This window comes from Rhizobiales bacterium NRL2, from assembly GCA_001664005.1.
Taxonomy (GTDB): Bacteria; Pseudomonadota; Alphaproteobacteria; order Minwuiales; family Minwuiaceae; genus Minwuia.
This window is the reverse complement of the sequence record CP016093.1, coordinates 1,270,742-1,292,573: the sequence shown is the minus strand read 5'-3', so window position 1 is coordinate 1,292,573 and position 21,832 is coordinate 1,270,742. Positions and strand designations below refer to the sequence as shown.

General features: G+C 67.2%; 17 protein-coding genes and 1 tRNA gene. 5 read left to right on the top strand and 13 right to left on the bottom strand.

The window, feature by feature from the left end:
- Positions 1 to 9 precede the first annotated feature (9 nt).
- Genes TEF_05935 through TEF_05910 form a run of 6 tightly spaced genes read right to left on the bottom strand, consistent with a single transcriptional unit; the run spans position 10 to position 6,363 of the window.
- Positions 10 to 1,434: a hypothetical protein gene (locus TEF_05935; GenBank protein ID ANK80382.1), complete on the bottom strand. Its 1,425-nt coding sequence runs from the start codon at positions 1,432 to 1,434 to the stop codon at positions 10 to 12.
- Positions 1,431 to 2,861, bottom strand: a complete 1,431-nt coding sequence (locus tag TEF_05930; GenBank protein ANK80381.1) for a UDP-N-acetylmuramoyl-L-alanyl-D-glutamate--2,6-diaminopimelate ligase — start codon at positions 2,859 to 2,861, stop codon at positions 1,431 to 1,433. The genes TEF_05935 and TEF_05930 overlap by 4 nt, the downstream gene beginning before the upstream one ends.
- Complete coding sequence (locus tag TEF_05925) at positions 2,848 to 4,608, bottom strand: hypothetical protein (protein ANK80380.1); 1,761 nt, start codon at positions 4,606 to 4,608, stop codon at positions 2,848 to 2,850. Before TEF_05925 ends, TEF_05930 begins: the two co-directional genes overlap by 14 nt.
- Positions 4,605 to 4,934 (bottom strand): hypothetical protein, encoded by a 330-nt coding sequence (locus tag TEF_05920; GenBank protein ANK80379.1) that lies wholly within the window; start codon positions 4,932 to 4,934, stop codon positions 4,605 to 4,607. The genes TEF_05925 and TEF_05920 overlap by 4 nt, the downstream gene beginning before the upstream one ends.
- A complete protein-coding gene (locus TEF_05915; protein ID ANK80378.1) occupies positions 4,931 to 5,899 on the bottom strand; it encodes a 16S rRNA (cytosine(1402)-N(4))-methyltransferase in 969 nt (322 codons plus the stop codon). The genes TEF_05920 and TEF_05915 overlap by 4 nt, the downstream gene beginning before the upstream one ends.
- On the bottom strand, positions 5,896 to 6,363 hold the full coding sequence (locus TEF_05910) for a hypothetical protein (GenBank protein ID ANK80377.1): 468 nt from the start codon (positions 6,361 to 6,363) through the stop codon (positions 5,896 to 5,898). The genes TEF_05915 and TEF_05910 overlap by 4 nt, the downstream gene beginning before the upstream one ends.
- Before the next feature lie 326 nt (positions 6,364 to 6,689).
- On the opposite strand from TEF_05910, the gene TEF_05905 reads away from it, so the two are divergent.
- The 5 genes from TEF_05905 (at position 6,690) to TEF_05885 (ending at position 11,229) form a co-directional block, all read left to right on the top strand.
- Positions 6,690 to 7,496: a hypothetical protein gene (locus tag TEF_05905; GenBank protein ID ANK80376.1), complete on the top strand. Its 807-nt coding sequence runs from the start codon at positions 6,690 to 6,692 to the stop codon at positions 7,494 to 7,496.
- 32 nt (positions 7,497 to 7,528) lie between these two features.
- On the top strand, positions 7,529 to 8,494 hold the full coding sequence (locus TEF_05900) for a hypothetical protein (GenBank protein ID ANK83306.1): 966 nt from the start codon (positions 7,529 to 7,531) through the stop codon (positions 8,492 to 8,494).
- 184 nt (positions 8,495 to 8,678) lie between these two features.
- Positions 8,679 to 10,187 (top strand): hypothetical protein, encoded by a 1,509-nt coding sequence (locus TEF_05895; protein ID ANK80375.1) that lies wholly within the window; start codon positions 8,679 to 8,681, stop codon positions 10,185 to 10,187.
- A 13-nt stretch (positions 10,188 to 10,200) separates the two neighbouring features.
- A complete protein-coding gene (locus TEF_05890) occupies positions 10,201 to 10,830 on the top strand; it encodes a chromosome partitioning protein ParA (GenBank protein ANK80374.1) in 630 nt (209 codons plus the stop codon).
- Positions 10,831 to 11,142: 312 nt separating this feature from the next.
- Positions 11,143 to 11,229: transfer RNA gene (locus tag TEF_05885), tRNA-Leu, on the top strand.
- 2,179 nt (positions 11,230 to 13,408) lie between these two features.
- Here TEF_05885 and TEF_05880 read toward each other — a convergent pair.
- The 7 genes from TEF_05880 to TEF_05850 form a co-directional block, all read right to left on the bottom strand.
- Complete coding sequence (locus TEF_05880; protein ANK80373.1) at positions 13,409 to 14,611, bottom strand: hypothetical protein; 1,203 nt, start codon at positions 14,609 to 14,611, stop codon at positions 13,409 to 13,411.
- A 190-nt stretch (positions 14,612 to 14,801) separates the two neighbouring features.
- Complete coding sequence (locus TEF_05875) at positions 14,802 to 15,560, bottom strand: short-chain dehydrogenase (GenBank protein ANK80372.1); 759 nt, start codon at positions 15,558 to 15,560, stop codon at positions 14,802 to 14,804.
- 200 nt (positions 15,561 to 15,760) lie between these two features.
- Positions 15,761 to 17,527: an X-Pro aminopeptidase gene (locus TEF_05870; protein ANK80371.1), complete on the bottom strand. Its 1,767-nt coding sequence runs from the start codon at positions 17,525 to 17,527 to the stop codon at positions 15,761 to 15,763.
- On the bottom strand, positions 17,524 to 18,372 hold the full coding sequence (locus tag TEF_05865) for a hypothetical protein (protein ANK80370.1): 849 nt from the start codon (positions 18,370 to 18,372) through the stop codon (positions 17,524 to 17,526). The genes TEF_05870 and TEF_05865 overlap by 4 nt, the downstream gene beginning before the upstream one ends.
- On the bottom strand, positions 18,365 to 19,087 hold the full coding sequence (locus tag TEF_05860) for a hypothetical protein (protein ANK80369.1): 723 nt from the start codon (positions 19,085 to 19,087) through the stop codon (positions 18,365 to 18,367). Before TEF_05860 ends, TEF_05865 begins: the two co-directional genes overlap by 8 nt.
- Positions 19,084 to 19,920 (bottom strand): hypothetical protein, encoded by an 837-nt coding sequence (locus tag TEF_05855; GenBank protein ID ANK80368.1) that lies wholly within the window; start codon positions 19,918 to 19,920, stop codon positions 19,084 to 19,086. The genes TEF_05860 and TEF_05855 overlap by 4 nt, the downstream gene beginning before the upstream one ends.
- An 11-nt stretch (positions 19,921 to 19,931) precedes the next feature.
- Positions 19,932 to 21,821 carry an asparagine synthase (glutamine-hydrolyzing) gene (locus TEF_05850; GenBank protein ANK80367.1) on the bottom strand — a complete coding sequence of 630 codons (1,890 nt, stop codon included), beginning with the start codon at positions 21,819 to 21,821 and terminating at the stop codon, positions 19,932 to 19,934.
- Positions 21,822 to 21,832 lie beyond the last annotated feature (11 nt).

Sequence of the window (21,832 nt, the reverse complement as noted above, 5' to 3'; positions counted from 1 at the left end):
TCGCCCCCTTCAGCCGCGGGCGGCGGCTGCGCGGCCGCCCTCGCCCAGGGATTTCAGCGCCTCCACGACCACCGCCATGCGGCTGCCGAGCGAGCCCTTGACCAGCACAACGTCGCCGTCGCCGACCGCGGCGGCCACCTTAGGCGCCAGTGTCTCGGAGTCGGGCGCGTGCGTGACCTCGGCGCGGTCCTTCATCGCCGCCTCCAGCCGGGCCATCTCGGGGCCGCAGAGAAAGACCAGCCGGACGCCGCTTTCGGCGAGGTCATCGGCCAGGCCGGCGTGCATCCGGCCCGTTTCGCGGCCCAGTTCCAGCATGTCGCCCAGAACGGCGACACGGCGGCCGCGCCCTGCCGGCTCGGCGGCGCCGAGCACGGAAAAGGCGGCGCGCATGCTGGCCGGATTGGCGTTGTAGCTGTCGTCGATCAGGGTGAAGGAGCGGTCGCCGCGCATTGACACCTGTTCGCGCGCGCCCCGGCCGGCCAGCGGCCGCAGCCGCGCCAGCGCCGGCGCCGCACGGCCGATGTCTGCGCCGGCGGCCTGCAGCGCGGCCAGCACGCCCAGCGCATTCATCACCCAGTGTTCGCCGGGCAGGCCGACGCAGAACGTGGCCTCCACGCCGGCGAGATCGGCGCGGACGCAGGAGCGGTCGGCCTTGACCTTCGCGCAGATCAGCCGGACGTCCGCCGCGTCCGCCGCGCCGAAGGTGACGATCCGCCCGGCGCCCGCCCGCTTTGCCGCCGCGGTCAGACGTGCGGTCTGGGGCAGGTCGGCGGGAATGACCGCTGCGCCATCAGGGCCGAGGCGCTCGAAGATCTCGGCCTTGGCGTCGGCGATGGCATCCAGGGATTCGAACGCCGCCATATGCGCTGGCGCGATGGTGGTGACCAGCGCCACGTCGGGCCGGGCCATCTCGACCAGCGCCGAGATCTCGCCGGGATGGTTCATGCCCAGTTCCAGGACGGTGTACTCGGCATCGCGCGGCATCCGCGCCAGTGTCAGCGGAACGCCCCAATGGTTGTTGAAGCTCTTGTCCGAGGCGTGGACCCGCACCCCGCAGGCGGCAAGACAGTGGCGCAGCGCCTCCTTGGCGCCGGTCTTGCCGGCGGAGCCGGTCACTGCCAGTACCTTCGCCGAGGTCCGCTGGCGGGCGGCGCGGCCGAGATCCTGCAGCCCCTTCAGCGTATCGCCCACGACGACCAGCCGGGCCGGATCGGCGCCGGCCGGCGCACGGTGGACCATGGCCGCCGCGGCGCCCTTCGCGAGCGCGTCTTCGACATAGTCGTGGCCATCGAAGTTCGGCCCTTCCAGGGCCACGAAGAGATCGCCCGCGGTCACGGTGCGGCTGTCGATGGAGACGCCGCCGGCCCGCCAGCCGCCGGCCGCCTGCCCTTCCGTGGCCGCCGCCACCTCGTCCGCATGCCAGAGATCGATCATGTCCGCGCCTCCATTGCCTCGCCCGTCACCGACAGGTCGTCGAACGGAAGCACCTGATCGCCCACGATCTGGCCGGTTTCATGGCCTTTTCCGGCAATCAGCGCGGCATCGCCCTGGCGCAGCATGGAAACGGCGCGGACGATCGCCTCGCGGCGGTCGCCGATCTCGATTCCGCCCGGGCAGGCCGCCATGATCTCGGCGCGGATGGCGGCGGCATCCTCGCTGCGGGGATTGTCGTCGGTCACGATGGCGACGTCCGACAGCTCGGCCGCGATCCGTCCCATGACCGCCCGCTTGGCCCGGTCGCGGTCGCCGCCGCAGCCGAAGACGGTGACGATGCGGCCCGCCGTGTGGGGCCGGAGGGCGGCGATCGCCGCGCGCAGCGCCTCGGGCGTATGCGCGTAGTCGATGAAAGCGGCGGCGCCGGCGGAGCTGCCGGCCGGCTGCAGCCGGCCTGGCGCCCCCGTCAGTCCGGCCAGCGCCGCCAGAGCACCCCGGCGCCCGGAGTCCAGGACGGTCGCCAGGGTGAAGGCCGCGATCGCGTTCTCGGCCTGAAACGCGCCGACGAGAGGCAGGCGGACCTGCGCCCGCACTCCGGCGGCGTCGATCTCGAGATGCTGGCCGTCCAGGTCGGCCTCCAGCACGCGGTAGGTGACGTCGGCGTCGCCCCGGCCATAGGTGACCACGTGCAGCCCGGCCTCGCGGGCGCGGCCGGCGACCGTGGCGCCATGTTCGGAATCGGCGCAGATCACCGCCGGCGCGCCCTTCGGCAACAGCTCGGCAAACAGCCGGCACTTGGCGTCGAGGTAGTCCTCGACGGAGCTGTGATAGTCGAGATGGTCATGGCTGAGATTGGTGAAGCAGCCGGCGGTCAGACACAGCCCGTCGAGGCGGCGCTGGGCCAGCCCGTGGCTGGAGGCCTCCAGCGCCAGATGGGTCACGCCGTCATTGGCCAGCGCCGCCGCCTGCCGCTGCAGCGCCACCGGGTCCGGTGTGGTCAGCGAACCGGGATAGTGGCCGTTCCGGGTGGTCACGCCCAGCGTGCCGAGGCAGGCGGCGTTGATCCCCGCCGCTGCCCAGATCTGGCGCAGGAACCACACGATCGAGGACTTGCCGTTGGTGCCGGTCACGGCGACGACTGTTTCCGGCTGGGAACGGTAGAAACGGGCCGCCATGCGCGCCAGGCAGCGTCGCGGGTCCTGACCGGTGATCAGCGGTACGCCGGCGTCCAGGCTGCGTCCGGCAAGCACGGCGACGGCGCCGCTCGCCACGGCCCGTGGCACGAACTCCGCGCCGTCATGGCGGACGCCCGGCAGCGCGGCAAAGAGAAAGCCGGGACGTACTTCCCGGCTGTCCGCTGTCAGTCCGGCGATGTCGATATCGCCATGTTCGCCCGCGCTCCCGCCTGCAAGCCTAGAGAGTTTCATTCCGCCTCGCTGTCCGTTCGGCGTTGGCGGGGAGGGACAGCGCCTCGATGACACGCGGATCGTCGGGTGCGACAGGGCGCACGCCCAGGATGGGCGCGATCTCGGGAATGATGCGCCCCGCGGTCGGCGCGGCGTTCCAGCCGGCGGTGGCGTAGCCGAAGGTTTCCTTGGTGCCTTTCGGTTCGTCCAGCATGATGAGAATGACGTATCGCGGGTCGTGCATCGGGAAGATGCCCGCGAAGGACGTGATCATCGCCTTGCGGGAATAGCCGCCGGCCTTCGGCTTTTCGGCCGTGCCGGTCTTGCCGCCGACGACATAGCCCGGCGCCTGGGCCTTGCGGCCGGTGCCTTCCGCCACGACGAGCCGGAACAGCTTGCGCAGCTTCTCCGAGGTCGCCGGGGAGATCACCTCGCGCTCGGTGGCCGGGTTGCCGGGTCCGCGGCGCAGCAGCGTCGGCGTGACGTAGCGTCCGCCATTGACCATGGCGGCCATGGCGGCGGTGACCTGCATCGGCGAGACCGCGAGACCATGCCCGAAGGCGATGGTCATGGTCTCAAGCTCCTTCCAGCGGGCCGGGGCCTGGGGATCGATCACCTCCGGCAGTTCCAGCGGCGACCGGTCCAGGAGACCAAGCGAGCCGAGAAAGCGGCGCTGGGCTTCGGTGCCGACGTCCACCGCCATCTTCGCCGCGCCGATATTGGACGAGTACATGAAGATCTCGGCGACCGTCATCCAGCGCGCCTTGGCGTGGTGGTCGCGGATGGTGAAACGGCCATAACGGATCGGATGTGTCGCGTCGTAGCCGTCGGTCAGGCGCAGGCGCCCCACCTCCAGCGCCATGGCCGTGGTGAAGGCCTTGAAGGTGGAGCCCATTTCGTAGCGGCCATAGGTGGCGCGGTTGAAGAACGCGTCCTCGCGCATCGCCTCGCGCATGTTGGCGTCGAAATCCGGCAGGGAGACCAGCGAAATCACCTCGCCGGTATCCACGTCCATCACCACGCCGGCGCCGCCGATGGCGGAGAAGGTCTCGATGGCCCGCTTCAGTTCCCGGTGCACGACATGCTGCACGCCGAGATCGATGGAAAGGGCGACCGGCCCCGCGGCGGGATCGTGCAGACGCGTCTCCAGTCCCCGCTCCATGCCGGCGCGGCCGCGGTGCTCGCCGTCCAGGAAGCCGACCACGTGCGCGGTCAGCGCGCCCGCCGGGTAGTTGCGGGTGACCGTGGGCAGCATCTCGATGGCCGGATCGCCGACCCGGTAGACCGCGGCCACCTGATCGGGGGTCAGCCGGCGGCGCAGGATGACGCTGGCGCGGGCCGATTCCAGCCGCTCGCGGATCCCGGCGGCGTCGTCTTCGCCAAGGGCCACGGCCAGCCGTTCCGCCAGTTGCGGGATCGATTTCACCCGCCGCTTGTGGACCAGCAGCGTATGGGTCGGCAGGTCGACGGCCAGCAGGCCGCCATTGCGGTCCACGATGGAAGCCCGCTTGCGCCAGGGCAGCGCCTCGGATGCCGCAGCCGGCGCCTCGGACTCCGCCGCCCGGGCGGCGTCGGCCAGCAGGGGCTGCGCGGGCAGTGAAAGCTGCACCGTCCGCGCGGAAAGCCCGAAGAACCCGATGGCGAAAGCCACGGCCAGCAGCACCAGCCGGCGGCGCACGCGCGCGGCGTCGCTGGAGGGCAGCCGGGACTTCAGGTCACGGCCCGTAAGCTCCGCAGAGGGCGCCGGATCGAACAGGGTGCGGCTCATTTCAGTGCCTCCGTCGATCGGGCTTCGACAATGCCGCCCATGCGGTCGATGACCGTCTGCAGCGCCGCCGGATCGGCCAGGATGCGGTCCGCCGCGGTCGGCTTCAGCGGCAGGTGCCGCGCCGCCAGGTCCTCGATCCGCGACGGGCGGGTCTGATAGCTCCACTCCGCCTCCAGGACATGGATCTCGCGCCGGGCGTTCTCAATGCGGCGCTCGATCTCACGGGCGTGGCTGTCCGCGGCGTCATGGCGGCGCTCGATCTCGTAGACGCCGCCGACCACGGAAAGACCGGCGAGCACCGAAGCGATGGCGATATAGCCCTTCATGCGGCTTCGTCCTCAGTGCCCGCGCCAGGCGGCCACGGCGCGGCTGCGGACCTTTCGGCCACCCGCAGCCGCGCCGACCGGGCCCTCGGATTGCGTTCGATTTCGGCGTCGCCGGGCTTGATCGCCCCGCGCTTGAGCAGCCGGAAGGACGGCTCCCGCCCGTCCACTGCCTCGGGGCGGTGACGCGACCCCCTGGGCTCCGCGCCCGCGCGTTCGGTCAGGAAGCGTTTGACCAGCCGGTCTTCAAGGCTGTGGAAGCTCACCACGGCAAGCCGGCCGCCTTCGGCCAGCACGCGTTCCGCACCGCGGAGACCGCGTCGCAGTTCCCCCAGCTCGTCGTTGACGGCGATGCGGAGTGCCTGGAAGACCCGCGTCGCCGGATGAATGCGGCTGCCCGGCGCGGGGATGGCGGCGGCGATGATCTCCGCCAGCCGGCCCGTGGTGTCGATGGGCGCTTCGTCGCGAGCGCGGACCACGGCGCGGGCCGCCGGACGCGAGCGGCGCTCTTCGCCATAATGGTAGAACAGGTCCGCCAGCCGGGACTCCTCCCAGGTGTTGACGATGTCGGCGGCGGTCTCGCCGCTTCGGCTCATGCGCATGTCCAGCGGCCCGTCGCGCAGGAAGCTGAAACCACGCTCGGCGCGGTCGAGCTGCGGCGAGGAGACGCCCAGATCCATGGCCACGCCGTCGACTGCGCCGGCGTCCGCATCCCGCAACAGGGTCTCCATGTCGCCGAAGGCGCCGTGCAGGGGCGTCAGCCGTCCGCCATGAGCCTCTGCCATGACCTCGGCGGCGGCGATGGCGTCCGGATCCCGGTCGATGGCGTAGACTTGGCAGTCGGCCGCGGCCAGCCAGTGCGCCGTGTAGCCGCCCAGGCCGAAGGTGCAGTCGACATAGCGGCCGCCGTCGCGCAGGCGCAGCGCCGCGGTCACCTCGTCCAGCATGACGGGCAGATGCGCGCTCATTCGTCCCGCCCCCGTTTGGACAGCATGCCCTCATGGGCGCTGCGGGAACGCACGCGGCCCTCCTCAACCTTGCCGGAGGCGACGTCGGGATGCATCAGCGAGAACTGGTCGCCCCGGCCGACAAAGGCGATCTCCTTCTCCACGCCGACCGCTTCGCGCAGTTCGGGCGGCAGGACGATGCGGCCGTCGCCGTCGATGGTCAGCGTGCTGACGCCGCCGAAGATGGAATAGCTGATGTCTTCATAGGCCTGGCTGGTGGGGTCTTCCCGCTCCAGCCGCTCGAACAGCTTTTCGAGAAAGGCGTCGCCGCAGCCGATGAGGACGTTGTCGTCGTGGCGCGAGCGGAAGATGTGAACTTCGGCGGACTCGTCGCTCTCGCCCAGCAGCGTGCGGAACTTGGCGGGAATGGAGACCCGTCCGTTCCGGTCCACCTTTCGGACATATGTGCCGAGGAAGAACTTCATGCCCGGCCTGATGCTCCGCTGCTCTGGCTTCCTGCGCGCCGCCCGTTACGCCTTCTCCCCTCCGAGGCTTCTGGATGTCACCGGAAATACACGGAATTTTCTGGGGCAAAAATGGATATACGTGGAAAAAAATGGGGCGTCAATGGAATCGACCGGATTCGGATGGTGATGACCGCCAACAAGTGGAGAAAAACGGCGCACACATGTTCCGTTTCTGTTTCCATCATGAAGAAACCGCCTAACAAGCGGGAGCCCCGGCGGCGGCGGCCCGTGACCCCTCAGACGCGAGCGGATATGCTCGGGCCGGCGTGACAGGGAGGAATTCGATGAGCGGCGCGATTGCCTACGAGGTGGCGGCCTTCAACACGGCCACGGCCAGCGAGAACCGTATCCATGACGATTCGGTGGCGAAGAAGTTCGGTTTCCAGGGCGGCCTGGTGCCGGGCGTCGACGTCTACGCCTACATGACCCGGGCGGCGGTGATCCGTTTCGGCGCCGCTTTCCTCGCCCGGGGCATGATCGAGTGCCGCTTCGGCAAGCCGCTCTATGACGGCGAGACCGCACGGATCGAGGCCCGGGACGACGCGGACGGCCGGCTGGCCATCGCGCTCTCGGCGCGGGACACGGAGCTGGCGCATGCCACCGCCTGGCTGGCCGAGCCGGCGGAGCCGCCTCTGCCGGAGCAGTACCCGACAGCCGAGCTGCCGGCGCCGGACGCGCGGCCGCCGGCGTCAGCGCAGTCCCTGCCCGAAGGCGCGGCGCTGGGCACGATCCGGGAGACCGCCGACGGCGCGGGCCAGCAGAGCTACCGCGCCGACGTGCGCGAGACGCATCCGCTCTACACGGAGACCGGGGCGGTGCATCCGGGCTTCCTGCTGCGCCGCGCGAACAGCGCGCTGAAGGACAATGTCCGGCTGGGCCCGTGGATCCATGTCGGCAGCACGGTGCGCCATTTCGCGCCCCTGCAGGCCGGCGGCGATCTGGAGACCCGCGCCCGGGTCGCGCGGCGCTACGACCACAAGGGCCATGGCTTCGTCGAACTGGACGTCGCCCTGTTCTCGGAAGGCCGCGCCATTGCGCGCATCGACCATGTCGCCATATACGAACCGAGACAGGTTCGGATGAGTGCATGATTTCCCAGGCTTCGCGTATCTGGCTGACCCTGCTGGCCCTGCTGGCGCTGTCCGCCGTCCTGCAGGGCGCGCGCGCGCAGGCGCCCGAGACCGAGGTCGGCACCTTGTCGGTCGTGATCGAGAACGACTATTTTGCCCGCACCGACCAGAACTACACCAATGGCTGGCGCCTGCAGTATCTGCGCCCCAAGGGCGCGGTCAGCGACCTTACCGACTGGCTGGGCAAGACCTTCCTGGACGTGGATGACGAGACCCGCATCTACGAGGGCGTCTCCATCGGCCAGAACCTGTTCACCCCGCGCGATATCACCGACCCCAACCCGCAGCCCGGCGAGCACCCCTATGCCGGCTATCTCTATCTGGAGTTCGCCGGCGTGGTCGACCGCACCTTCGCCGTCGACACCCTGACCACTCAGATCGGCGTCGTCGGCCCGCTGGCCCTGGGCGAGTTCACCCAGAATTCGGTGCACCAGCTCATCGCCAGCCAGATCGCCAAGGGCTGGAACAACCAGCTGGAGAACGAACCGGTCCTGATGCTCAGCTTCGACCGCACCTGGCGGCTCTGGCGCGAAAGCCGGAAGTACAATTTCGACCTGCTGCCCACGGCGGGCGTCAGCGTCGGCAATCTGCGCACCGAGGGCCGGCTGGGTTTCATCGCCCGCTTCGGCCCTGACCTGCAGGACGACCTGGGACCGCCGCGCATCCGCCCGAGCCTCGCCGGCGGCGGCTTCATCGCCGGGGCGCCGGATTTCAACTGGTACTTCTTCACCGGCTTCCAGGCCCGCGGCGTGGCCAAGAACCTCGTGCTGGACGGCAACAACTTCACCGAGAGCGCGCGGGTCGACAAGCGCAACTTCGTCCACGAGGCGGAGGCCGGCGTCGCCGTTCACATCGGCGGTTTCCGGCTGGCCTATACCATGGTGCGGCGCAGCCGGGAGTTCGACACACAGCAGGATCCCCACTACTTCGCCGCGATTTCCCTGACCACGCGCTATTGAAGGCGCGCGCCTGAACAATCCTTGTCCATGCCACCGATTACTGAACACCGTGAATGTTTCACTTTTGTGACAGCGCGGCTGTTCGGGTTGCGATGCCGATTCAGGCTGACAGGACCGCGAAACCCGGGGTAAACGGACGGGATTGGTCAGGGCGTCCCCGGATCGGCTGCCGCACAGCGGCCGGATGGCGCCCAGGGAGGCGGAGATGACGGACGCGCCGGTCGAGGTGGAGATCAAGCTGACGGGCCCGGCGCGCGTGCTGAAGGCGGCGCTGGGCGATCTGGGTCCCGGCGAGGCGAAGCGCTCGGACGTGGTCAGCGTCTATCACGACACCGACGACGACCGCCTCTGGCGCAAGGGCTTCACCTTCCGCCTGCGCGACAAGGGCGGCGAGCACATCCTGACACTGAAGCGCGAGGGCCAGGGCGAGCTGGCGCGCGGCGAATGGGAGACCACGCTGGACGCGCCTGCCGCCGATCCCGGCCTGCTGCCCGCGGGCGCGCCGCGGGGCGAGCTGGGCGTCGTCCTGCCCGAGGAGCTGTCGGAGCGGCACCGCACCGTCGTCCGCCGCACGAAGAAGATCGTCGAGTTCGACGGCGCGGTCATCGAGGCCTCGCTGGACGAGGGCCGGATCGAGGCCGGGGACCGCCGCATGCCCGTGGGCGAGCTGGAGCTGGAACTGCTGAAGGGCGAGCCGCGCGCCGTGCTGGCCGCCGCGGAGATGCTGCTGTCGAAGCACGCGCTGGCGCTGGAGCCGCGTTCCAAGGCCGCCCGCGGTATGGAACTCGCCGGCGACGCGCCGCCGGCCTGGCGCAAGGCGCGCAAGCCGGCGCTCGGCCCCGGCGACACGGTGAACGGCGCCATCGCCCGCATCCTGGGCGAGACCGCGACCCAGATCATGGCCAACATCCCCGCCGCCGCCGACGGGCGCGACCCGGAGGGCGTGCATCAGCTCCGCGTCGCGCTGCGCCGCCTGCGCTCGGCCTTCAAGGTCTTCGGCAAGGCCATCGGCGCGGAGGCGGAGCGCCTCGACGAGCGCGCGCGGCCGGTGCTGAAGGCGCTGGGTCCGGCGCGGGACCTGGACGTCTTCCTGGCCGAGACCCTGCCGCCGGTCGCCGCCGCGCATGGCGAGGCGCGCGGGCTGAAGCTGCTGACGGAGGCCGCCGAGGCCCGCCAGGCCGCGGCCTACGAGGCGGTGCGCGCGCTCTGCGCCGGGCGGGAGCTCAGCCGGCTGGTGGTCGCGGTCATGCTGCTGGCCGAGAACATGGCCGGGCCCGGCGACTGGAGCGAGCCGCTGCCCGCCTTCGCCGCGCGGGTGCTCGACAAGCGCTTCCGCAAGGCCCGGAAGAAGGGCCGCGATTTCGAGACCATGCCGACGGCGCAGCGCCACGAGGTGCGCATCGCGGTGAAGAAGTTCCGCTACGCGCTGGACTTCTTCCAATCGCTGTACCCGGACGGCCGCATCGGCACGTTCCGCGAGAGCCTGCGCGCGCTGCAGGACGACCTGGGGCGGATGAACGACGCCACCGTGGCCGAGGGGCTGGCCGAGGATCTCGCCGCCGGCCAGCCGGAAGCGATGGTCGGCGCGGCGCTGGTCAAGGGCTGGTACACCCACCGGCTGAAGGCGGTGGAGCCGCACATGATCGCGGCCTGGAACGATTTCCGGGCGACGGCGCCGTTCTGGCGCGAATGAGGGGGACGAGCGAATGGCGCTGATATCCGTGCTGGTGGCCAACGCCAAGGGCGGCTGCGGCAAGACCACCCTGGCGACCAATCTCGCCGCCTGCTTCGCCGCCGCCGGGCTCAGGACCGCCATCGCCGAGGGCGACCCGCAGCGCTCGGCCCTGCAATGGCTGAAGCGCCGGCCGGCCGACGCCGCGGCGATCGAGGGCCTCGACTGGCGCAAGGGGCCGGGCGACGTGCCGAAGGGGATCGAGCGGCTGGTGATCGACGCGCCGGCCGGGGTCACCTCGAAGGCGGTGCAGGAGATGCTGAAACAGGCCGACCTGGTGGTGATGCCGGTGCTGCCCTCGGTCTTCGACGAGGCCGCGACGAAGCGCTTCGTGAAGAAGGTCGAGGAGATCAAGCCGATCGCGAAGGGGCGCAAGCCGCTGGCCGTGGTCGCCAACCGGGTGCGCGCCAATACCCGCGCGGCGAAGGAGCTGGACGAATTCCTGGCCGGGCTCGGCCACGAGACGGCGGCGCGGCTGGCCGACCGCGCGCTCTACCAGGACGTGGCGCGGCGCGGCCTCGGCATCTTCGACCTCGCCCCCTCCCGCCGCGCCGGCGCGGTCGACGACTGGCTGCCGCTGATAAGGTTGATCGAGGAGCAATAGGCGGAGGCGGTGCAGCGCGACGGGGATGGTTGGGCTGGCACTACCGGTTGGCGCGCGGGGGTTGGTTGGGCTGGCCCGCGCGCCTTCTGACTCCTGCCACCAAACCATCCGGAACCGCTCCGCACCGCCACCACAATACGGCGTCCCGGCCTTGAGCCGGGACCCACGCCTGAGCCTCGCCGCCGCCGCCCAGTTCGCCGGAGCCGCTCCGGCATGGGTCCCGGCTCAAGGCCGGGGCGCCGTCTGTTGCTGCGCGCCACCCCTTGGCAAATCGCGGGCGCGGGGGCAGGCTTCCCGCCGGCGTCATGGCAACCGGGCGTGGCGGAATTGGTAGACGCAACAGACTTAAAATCTGTTGGGCGAATGCCCGTGCCGGTTCGATCCCGGCCGCCCGGACCAAGTCGGATTTCACCTTGACGGAGGGCGCACCCGACAGCGAACATAAAAGCCTCTTTACGCGATTCGGACTCTAACTCGTCGAAGGAGTCCCGTCGGGCGTTTAGCCAGACGCAACGTTATTGTGTGGGTTTATCGGCAGGTATAGGGCCTTGAGTTCATCTCTCGCTCATCGCTCATTGCTCTTCGCTCGCCTGTCGGCCGATAAACTCAAGGCCCTATACCTGCCTACCAAGGGTAAAGAGTCCTTATGGTCGAGACATTTAGAGAATTTGCCGCGGCGATCAATCTAAATGAATCTCGATTTGTTCGCCCACGGAAGTTTGTGTTTTTCTGTGGCGGCCAGATGCCTGAGAACGGCAACTCTCGAAACAGTCTGAGACAATACCTGATATGCGAAAGGAGAATCGACAAAAAAATTCAAGGCGATACTATTTTGGCGGAAAATGCCACGCAGCTATACAGGGATTCTGATTACAAAGACCTAATTTCTTTTGAAGAAGATATTGCAAAAATATCCTCTGTGGTATTGATAATTGTAGAGAGTGTTGGGTCATTTGCAGAACTTGGGGCATTTGCATCCATTTCCGAAATTCGATCTTCACTGGCAATATTGATTCAAGAAAAATTTCGTACCGCTGAATCATTTCTGAGATTTGGTCCCGTTAAACGACTTGAAAATGATGATCAGGTACGAGTTGGCTATTATCCGTGGGAAACACATAAGAATAATGGCAAAATCGTGGTATCAAAAGTAAAGCCACATTTTTCTGATATTGTCAGCTTTATAAATACTAACATCAAAAAAGCAGAAAAGCGCTCCAGACTTTCAGCTCGATCAGACCTGCTGGAATTTTGCCTTGTTATTTCAATTATTCACTTTTGTCGCGCTATTCCATTTGAAAAAATTAGGGACTATATGCAGTTCTTCGGTCATCCCGTATCCAAAACACGCCTTACACAGGTATTATATTGCCTGATGTTAGCAGAATGGATTGTCAAGGAGGGCTATAGTAACAGGGAGTTTTATATTACGACGTTTGAAGCCGATCCAATACAGATTTCGTATCATGACGGCGCCAAAATTAAAGACACAATTCGCTGGAAATCACTATTTCATACAGAACTTTCAAAAGACATAAATATACCTAAATACATTGAAAATAAAATCATTGAACGAAAGAGGCTGGATCGATGAATACACTCGATAAAATGGCCTATGAATTAGGCCTCAATCGCTATTATTTAGATATATTACTATCAACAGCACCAAAGAGATACAAAACCTATCCAATTGAAAAAAGATCAGGTGGCGAGAGAATAATTGCTCAGCCCTCTCGCGAGCTGAAGATAGTTCAGCGTCATATCTGTGACAACTACTTGGAACACCTTCCGGTCCATGAGGCGGCTATGGCCTACAGGAAGGGCGTCAGCATAAAAGACAACGCCTCAATTCACTCAAATAATCCTGTCTATTTGAAACTCGACTTCAAAAATTTTTTCAATTCAATAGTTCCAAGAGACTGGGAACGGTATATCTTCAAACAGAATTTATCAAGATCTGACCGAATATTCTTTCGCCAAATTATTCCGCTAATATTCTGGGGATGCGGATCCAATACACCCAATTGTCTATCTATCGGTGCCCCATCCTCGCCGCTTATCTCGAATCTCGTTCTTTATGATTTTGATGAATACGTAAAGGTATTATGTGAAAAAAGAGAAGCGAAATACTCTAGGTATGCGGATGATATCACAATATCGGCACATAGTAAGGACGTCCTAATAGATATCGAAAATAATATACGAAACCGTATTAAGAGAATGCGAAGCCCTCGAATAACTATTAACGAACAAAAAAGGGGAATATACGCGCGCGGGCAGAGGCGAATGGTCACCGGACTTGTTGTTACTCCGACCGGGAAGATATCTATTGGACGGGAGCGTAAGCGGAAAATTTCAGCAATGATACATAAATTTTCAATCAGTCAACTTGAAGACAGTGAAATAGTACAATTGAGAGGATTGTTATCTTTTGCGAATGCAAACGAACCGTACTTTATCGTCTCGATGAAACGGAAATATGGCTCTGGCACCATAGAAAGTATTCAGCATTTTTCCTCAAACCGCCGATCAGAATGATTGGCCTTGAGCCACGCCACTTGTTTAAGGTGCATCCCTCCTACTCCGCCGCCTGGGCCGCTTCCCCGCCCCGGACCGCGCCGCTGGCCTGGAAGCCGGCGATCTCGGCGTCCGTGTAGCCCCATTCGCCCAGGATCGCCGCGCCGTGCTCGCCGATGGCGGGCGCGCGGGTGAACGGGCCGGGGCCGTCGATACGCGGCTGGCCGGGGATGTGCGGCATGGGCACCGTGCCGGTCTGGGCGTGCTCGACCCAGGCGATGGCCTCGACCGCCCTGACGTGCTCATGCGCCATCAGGTCGCCATAGGTCTGGACGGGCGCGTTCATCAGCCCGGCCTCGGTCAGCGTCTCGGCCCAGTCGGCGGTGGAGCGGGTGGCGAAGACCTCCCGGATCATGGGCATCAGCACGGCCTCGTTCTCCAGGCGCTTCTCGCGGCTGTCGAAGCGCGGGTCGTCCTTCCATTCCGGCTTGCCCATGACGTCGCAGAGCGTGCGGTAATGCGCCTCCCGCATCGCCGTGATGTTGATGAAGCCGTCGGTGGTCGGCATGGTGCCGACGGGGACGTAGAGCGGCTGGCTCGGCCCCTTCTCCAGATGGAACTCCATGATCTTGGCGGCCTGGAAGGCGGCGGCCGACTGCATCAGGTTGTTGTCGATGTAGCAGCCCCCGCCGAAGCGGAACTTGCGCACCAGCGCCGTGGACAAGGCCTGGAAGCCGTAGAGGCCGGTGATGACGTCGACGGGGATCATGTTGAGCCGCTGGGGCAGGCCGTCCTTGTCGCGGTTGACGGTCATCAGCCCGGAATAGGCCTGGATCACTGCGTCGGTCACGGGCCGGTTCGCGTACGGGCCCTGCTGGCCGAAGCCGGTCACCGAGAGGTAGATGACGTCGGGGTTGAATGCGCGCACCTGCTCGTAGCCGAGACCGAATTTGGCCATCACGCCGGGGCGGAAGGCCTCCACGATGACGTCGGCCTTCTCCGCGATGCGGCGCGCGACCGCCTGGGCGTCCGGGTTCTTCATGTCCATGGCCAGCGAGCGCTTGCCGCGGTTGAAGGCGATGGAGTGGGCGCACTGATCGCCATAGACCGCGCCGAGCCCGCGTCCCCAGTCGCCCTCCGGCGGCTCCACCTTGATCACGTTGGCGCCGTGCTGGGCCAGCAGCATGGTGGCGTGCGGGCCGGCGATGCCCTGGGTGAAGTCGAGCACGTTGACGCCGTCGAAGGCGCGGGGTTCGGTGGTCATCCGCGAAATTTCCTTTGCTGCAGGGCCCAGTCCAACTCGTTTCTAGCCCGTCCGGTCAGATGATTGAAGCATCTCTCCCTCCCCCTCGATGGGGGAGGGACGGGGTGGGGGTGGGGGTGGCCTTTGGACCCCCTCCGGCTGCTGCGCAGCCACCTCCCCCACAAGGGGGAGGAACACGCGACCCGATCACTCAATGACTGCCGCCGTCGATACGGATGATCGCGCCGGTGGTGTAGCCGGCATGCTCGGAAGCGAGATAGAGCGCGGCGCCGACGATCTCGTCGGGCTTGCCGCCGCGCTGCAGCGCGATGGAGCTGCGCGCGCGCTCGTTGAACGCCTCCATGTCCCAGGCCTTCGAGATGTCGGTCAGGAACGGCCCGGGCATGATGCAGTTGACGCGGACCGTCGGGCCCAGCGCGTCGGCCATGGCCTCGGTCATGGCGTTCAGCCCCGCCTTGGCCGCGGCGTAGGTGATGACGTTCTTCTTCGGCCGGATCGCGGCCACCGAGGAGACGTTGACGATGGCGCCGCCGCCGGCCTCGATCATGCGCTCGCCGATATTGGCCATCAGGCGGAAGGGGCCCTTCAGGTTGAGGTCGAGCACCTTGTCGTAGAGCGTCTCGGTGATGCCGACGGGCCGGTCGTAGAGCGGCGACATGCCGGCATTGTTGATCAGCACGTCGACACGGCCGAATTCGTCATAGGCGGCGTCGGCGAGACGGTCGCAGTCCTCCCAGTCGGCGACGTGGACGCCGACGGGCAGGGCGCGGCGGCCCAGCGCGCGGATCTCCTCGGCCACGGCCTCGCAGTTCTCCAGCTTGCGGCTGGCGATGACCAGGTCGGCGCCGGCATGGGCGAAGCCCAGCGCCATCTCCCGGCCCAGCCCGCGGCTGCCGCCGGTGATCACCACCACCTTGCCGGACATGTCGATGATGTGTTTCGTGGTCATGGTCCCCTCCCCCGAGATTGACCGCCCCATTCTTTCAGGAAGCCGCGCGGCTGTCATGGGGGTCCCTCGATGGGGCACTTCAGGCACGTCATCTCTGTCACCCCCGCCCCCGTGCGGGGGTCCGGAGCGGCTTCGCCGCGAATCGATTGGATCGCCGAATGCCCGCACGATGGCGGGCATGACAACCTTGCGGGAGCAGATCAGATCGGGCGGGTGGCCTCGGCCAGCCAGTGCGCGGTGTCGGGGTCGAGGGCGCCGAGCTTCTCGCGGACGCCGGCGTGATAGGCGTTGAGCCAGTCACGCTCGGCCGCGGTCAGCAGGTCGGCGTCGATCAGGCGGCGGTCGATCGGCGCCTGGGTCAGGGTCTCGAAACCGTAGGTCTCCCGCTCGCCGCCCGGCGTCTCCACCGCGACCACCGTGACCAGGTTCTCGATGCGGATGCCGTACTCGCCGGTCCTGTAGTAGCCGGGCTCGTTGGAGACGATCATGCCGGGTTCGAGCGGGACCGCGTTCGGCAGCTTGGAGATACGCTGCGGCCCCTCGTGGACCGACAGATAGCTGCCGACGCCGTGGCCGGTGCCATGGTCGAAGTCCAGCCCCGCCTGCCACAGCGGCAGGCGCGCCAGCGTGTCGAGCTGGCTGCCCGTCGTACCCTTCGGGAAGCGCGCCGTGGCCAGCGCGATGTGGCCCTTGAGCACGCGGGTGAAGCGCTCCCGCATCTCCGCGTTCGGTTCGCCGATGGCGACGGTGCGGGTGATGTCGGTGGTGCCGTCGAGATATTGCGCGCCGGAATCGACCAGGAAAAGCTCGCCCGCCCCCAGGGTGCGGTTGGTGTCTTCGGTCACGCGGTAGTGGACGATGGCGCCGTTGGGGCCGGAGCCGGAGATGGTGTCGAAGGACAGATCGCGCATCAGATTGTCCTCGCGGCGGTAGCTCTCCAGCTTCTCGGCCGCGGTCATCTCGTCGACCGTGCCCGGCGCCTGCGCGTCCAGCCAGGCGAGGAACTTCGTCACCGCCGCGCCGTCGCGGACATGGGCGGCGCGGGTGCCGGCGATCTCGGCTTCGTTCTTGCGCGCCTTGGGCAGGGCGGTGGGGTCGCTCCCCCGGACCAGCTTCGCGCCCGCCGCGGCGAGGCGCTCGGTGACGGCGGCGACGGCGGTGGCCTTGTCGACCAGCACGGTCTTCTCCGCCAGCTGATCGAGCCCGTCCAGGAAGTCGCCCGGCGCGTGACGGCGCACCGCCCCGCCCAGATGCGCGATGGTCGCGTCCGACAGCTTCGCCGGCGCCATGTAGAGATCGACCGCCGCGTCGGCGTGCAGGATGGCGAAGCCGAGCGGCAGGGGCGTGCGGGGGACGTCGCCGCCGCGGATGTTCAGCAGCCAGGCAAAGGATTCGGGCAGCGTCAGCACGGCGGCGTCGACGCCCTTCCCGGCCAGCTCGGCGGCGATCTCGGCGCGCTTCTCGGCCGACGGCTTGCCGGCGAACCTGTCCTCGTGGGGCACGACCGGCGCCATGGGCGCGGCGGGACGGTCGGTCCAGATGACATCGACGGGGTTGGACGTGACCGGCACCAGCGCCGCTTGCGCGGCCTCGGCGGCCTTGGCCAGGCGCTTCAGTCCTTCCTCCGTGTGCAGCCAGGGGTCGTAGCCCAGCCGGTCGCCGGCCTTCAGCGCCGACCGGAGCCAGTCGCCCGCGGGCTCCTCGGTGACATGGCGCGGCTCGAAGACGTCCAGATCGACCTGGTCGCGCACCTGCAGGGTGTAGCGGCCGTCGACGAAAACGGCGGCGCGGTCGTCCAGCACGATGGCCAGACCCGCGGAACCGGTAAAGCCGGTCAGCCAGGCCAGGCGCTCGGCCGAGGCCGGCACCCATTCGCCGAAATGCTCGTCATTGCGCGGAACGATGAAGCCGTTGATCTGCTGCGCCGCCAGTTCCGCCCGCAGCCGGTCGATCCGTTCCTTCGTCATTGTCTCTCCCCCGGGCGGTGGAGACGCAGCGCGCTCCAGCCGTTTTCTCGCCAGTGCTCCGCCAGCACCAGCCCTTCCATGCGATAGCGTGACATGACCATCGGCATCTGCCGGGTCAACAGTCCCGCCAGGATCAGATCCCCGCCGGGCGCAACCCGGACGGCGATACCGCCCGCCATGTCGACCAGCGGCCGCGCCAGGATGTTGGCGAAGACCAGGTCGTAGGGGCCGCGCGCCGCGACCCAGCGCTGGCGGACGCCGTCGGCGACCTCGAAGCGGCAGCGGTGGGCGGCGTCGTTGATCCAGGCGTTCTCGCGCGCCACCTCGACCGAGCGGCGGTCGATGTCGGTGCCGGTGCAGACGGCGCCGGTCAGCCTCGCCGCGGCGATGGCCAGAATGCCCGCCCCCGTGCCGACGTCGAGGACACGCCGCACGGGCCGGCGGCGCGCCACGCCCTGCAACAGCGTCAGACAGCCCGAGGTGCTTTCGTGGCGGCCGGTGCCGAAGGCCTGTCCGGCCTCGATCACCAGGTCGATGATCCCGGCCGGCGGCGGCGCGTCCCAGCCGCCGCGGATGTGGAAGCGGCCGATGCGGATGGCCGGCAACGCGGCCTGCGACTGGGCCACCCAGTCCTGCTCGACCAGCGGCTGGATCGTTGTCTCGCCCGGCAGCGGCCATTCGGCGGGCTCGTGATCCAGGATCGCCTCTACCCGCCAGCGTCCGTCGTCGGCGCGGAACACCGCCGTCGAAAGCGGCAGTTCGCCCAGCGCCCGGTCGATCTCCTCCAGGCTGGCCAGGTCGGTGAGCGTCACCGCCTGCCAGTAGCCGTCCGTTCCGTCATTCATAATGGCGTCGTCCGCTGTCCTCGAAGGCGATGGGCGTGCCCAGGATCTCCCGCACCAGCTTCAGGCGGATGGCCCGGGCAAAATCGACATAGTCCGTCGCCGTGACCAGAAAAGCCCCGGGGCCGACGATGACGTCGGAGCTGAAATAGTGATCCAGCCGCGGCTCCTCGTTCAGGATGGCGACGGCATTGATCTGCACCCCGGCGCTGCGGGCCAGTTCCCGCGCCTCGGTCGGCAGCCGGCCCTCGTTGGAGCCGCCGTCGCCGGAAATGTCGATGACGTGGCGCAGCGCCGCGTGCTCGAGTTCCGCCAGCAGGGCCACGCCATGCGCCATGGCCTCCCCCAGCGCAGTGCGGCCGCCGACCACCTGCCGTCCGGTCGCGGAAATGCGGTTGGCGAGCCGGTCGGCGTCCGCCTTCTCCCGGATCAGGGTCCACGGGATGACCTGCGCCTGGGCGCCGGCGCCCGACCACTGCACCAGCGTGACCGCCAGGCCGCGCGGCGCGCCGGTCAGGATGGCGTACTGCACCGACGGATGGCGGAAGGCCGTCGCCAGCCCCGCCATCTGCAGCCGGAACTCGCCATTGTCGACGCTGGTGGAGGTGTCGACCGACAACACCAGCGCCATGTCGATCCGCTCCTGCGCGGCGGCGGGCGCGAGAAGCGCGGCAAGAAGGAGCGCGAAACCGGACAGCCATCCGACAGCCCACCTCATCGGGGCTTCAGATGGGCCCAGAGATGCCATCCCATCAGACGCCCGCCCGGCCAGTTGGTCACCGGCAGGGGCGGCGCGTACATGAAGCGCTTGTAGGTCCGCGTGACGCGGAAATGGGGGAAGTCCTTCTCCAGTCCGGCGCGGTCATAGACCTTGCTGTAGGGATTGCCGGCGCCGTCGGTGCTGCGGTGGATGAAGTTCGACATCTTCAGATACTCGCCGAGCCCGGCCCGCTTCGCATTGTCGTAGTGCTCGGCGTAGATGCCGGAACCGCGCATGCCCAGCGTCACCATCGCCGCCAGCCCGAGGCGGCGCAGCACGGCGATTGCCAGCAGGTAGTTCAGCGACCACTTCGCGTACATCATGACGACCAGTTCGCCGTCGTCGCGGATCAGCCGGCGGAGTTCCTTCTCGGCCGTCGCAATATCCGGCACGTGGTGCAGCACGCCATGGCTGAAGATGATGTCGAAGCTCCGGTCCGCATAGGGCGCGTCCAGGATCGAACCCTGCCTGATCTCGTCGAAGGGCAGGCCGCGCAGGCCAAGGCGCGTGCGGGTCCGGTCGACGGCCTCGTTGGTCAGGTCCAGGCCCGACCATTCGCCGCCGCGGCGGATGATCTGTTCGGAATCCGCGCCCTGCCCCAGGCCGATCTCCAGCACCTTCTTCCCGCGCCAGTCGATGGCGTCGAGACAGCCCAGGATGTGGCCTTCCTTGGCGTAGCGGAAGGCGTCGTAACGGTCGAAGAAGTCGAGATAGTCGTCCTTCAGCCCGCCGACCTGATGATCGCCGCAGGGGTGCGTCTCCCAGAAATCGGCGACTTGCTCTTCGTTCATCCGGCGAGGCCTCAGGGGTTCAGGGCATAGCGGCGCAGGAACAGTTCCAGCGTGACAAGCGTCCAGATCAGCTTCTCGTGATTCTGACGGCCCTGTTCGTGGTCGTCCAGTATCCGGGCCAGCTCCGCCCCTTCGTAGAGCACCGCCGAGCGGCTGTCAGCCCCGGCAAGGTGGTCGCGCACCCAGTCGCGCATGGTGGTGCGGAACCATTCGTTCACCGGCACGCGGAAGCCGACCTTGGGCCGCTCCAGGATTTCGCGCGGCAGGATGCGGCGCATGCCTTCGCGCAGCAGCCACTTGTCCTCGCCGCCGCGGATGCGGCAGTCGTCGGGCAGGCCGGCGACCAGTTCCGCCAGTTCATGGTCCATGAAGGGCATGCGCGCCTCGATCGAGGCCGCCATGGTCATGCGGTCGCCCCGCTCCAGCAGGTTGTCGGGCAGCCAGGAGGTCTGATCGAAGTGCTGCAGACGGCGGAGCGGACTGGCGCACTCGCGGGTTTCGAACGGCGTGGGGTCCAGTTCGGCCGGGTCGATGCCGGCCTTCAGCAGGCGGGCCCGCGCCTTCGGCCCCAGCACGCCGAACCAGCGCGGAAACCGGTCGCGCACATCCCGCTCCGACAGGCTGTCGAACAGCGTCTTGATGCGGCGGAAGCGGTAGGGCAGCGCCGCAACCAGCGGACGGACCAGGCTTTCGTGCAGCGCCCCCGGTATCAGTGCGTGATAGCGCGCGGCCTGGCGCTCGGCGCGGTGCTTGGGGTAGCCGGCCAGGATCTCGTCCGATCCTTCCCCTGTCAGCACCATCTTCACCGACTTGCGGGCCTCTGCCGACAGCAGGTGGATAGGGATGTCCGACGGCTCGGCCACCGGGGCGTCGCGAAAGCCGATGAGCTCGGGCAGCCAGTCCATCAGCGTATCGGCCGAGACCTCCAGTTCGTGATGGCGCGTGCCGAACTGCTCGGCGATCTGGCGGGCGTAGCCGAGTTCGCTGTATTCGCCCTCGGCGAAGCCGACGGAGAAGGTGTTCACCGGCAGGTCGCTCACCCGGCTCATCAGTGCGACGATGGCCGAACTGTCGATGCCGCCGGAGAGGAACGCGCCGAAGGGCACATCGGAGACCATGCGCAGCGCCACCGCCTGCTGCAGCATGTCCATGAAGGCGGCCACCGGGTCGCCCTCGGCGGCGTGGGGCTCGACCCGGCTGTCCGGCGTCGTCCAGTAACGGCTGACCGTGACTTCACCGCCCTCGCAGACAGCGATGCTCGCGGGCGACAGCTTCTCGATCCCTTCGAAGAACGTGTGCGGACCGGGCACGTATCGGTAGTTCAGGTAATGCGGCAGAACCGAGCGGTCGAGCCGCGCCCCGACTCCCGGCGCAGACAGCAGCGCCTTGATCTCGGAAGCGCAGTAGAATCCGCCCTCCGGCCGCCGCGCGAGAAACAAGGGCTTTTTGCCGAAGCGGTCGCGGACGACCGTCATGCGGCCCCGCTCATGCTCCCAGATGATGTGGGCGAACATGCCCCTCAGCCGCTTTGCCGATTCCGGTCCCCATTCGGCGTGTGCGGCGAGCACTACCTCGGTGTCGGAAGTAGTGCGGAAGACGTGTCCCAGCGCCTCCAGTTCCGTGCGCAGGGTCTGGAAATTGTAGACCTCGCCATTGAAGACGATCGACAGCCGCCGCCCGTCGGGCGCCGTGTAATGCATCGGCTGGTCGCCAGTCGAGAGATCGATGATCGCCAGCCGGCGGTGGCCCAGCGCCCCCTGCCAGGCGCCGTCGGAACTGGTTGCCAGCAGCGCGCCCTCGCCGTCCGGACCGCGATGAGCGATCCGGTCGGTCATGGCCTTCAGTGCTGCGGCGCCGGGCGCGGAGCCGGCCGGCAGATACCAGCCGGCGATACCGCACATGCTGCGCCTGC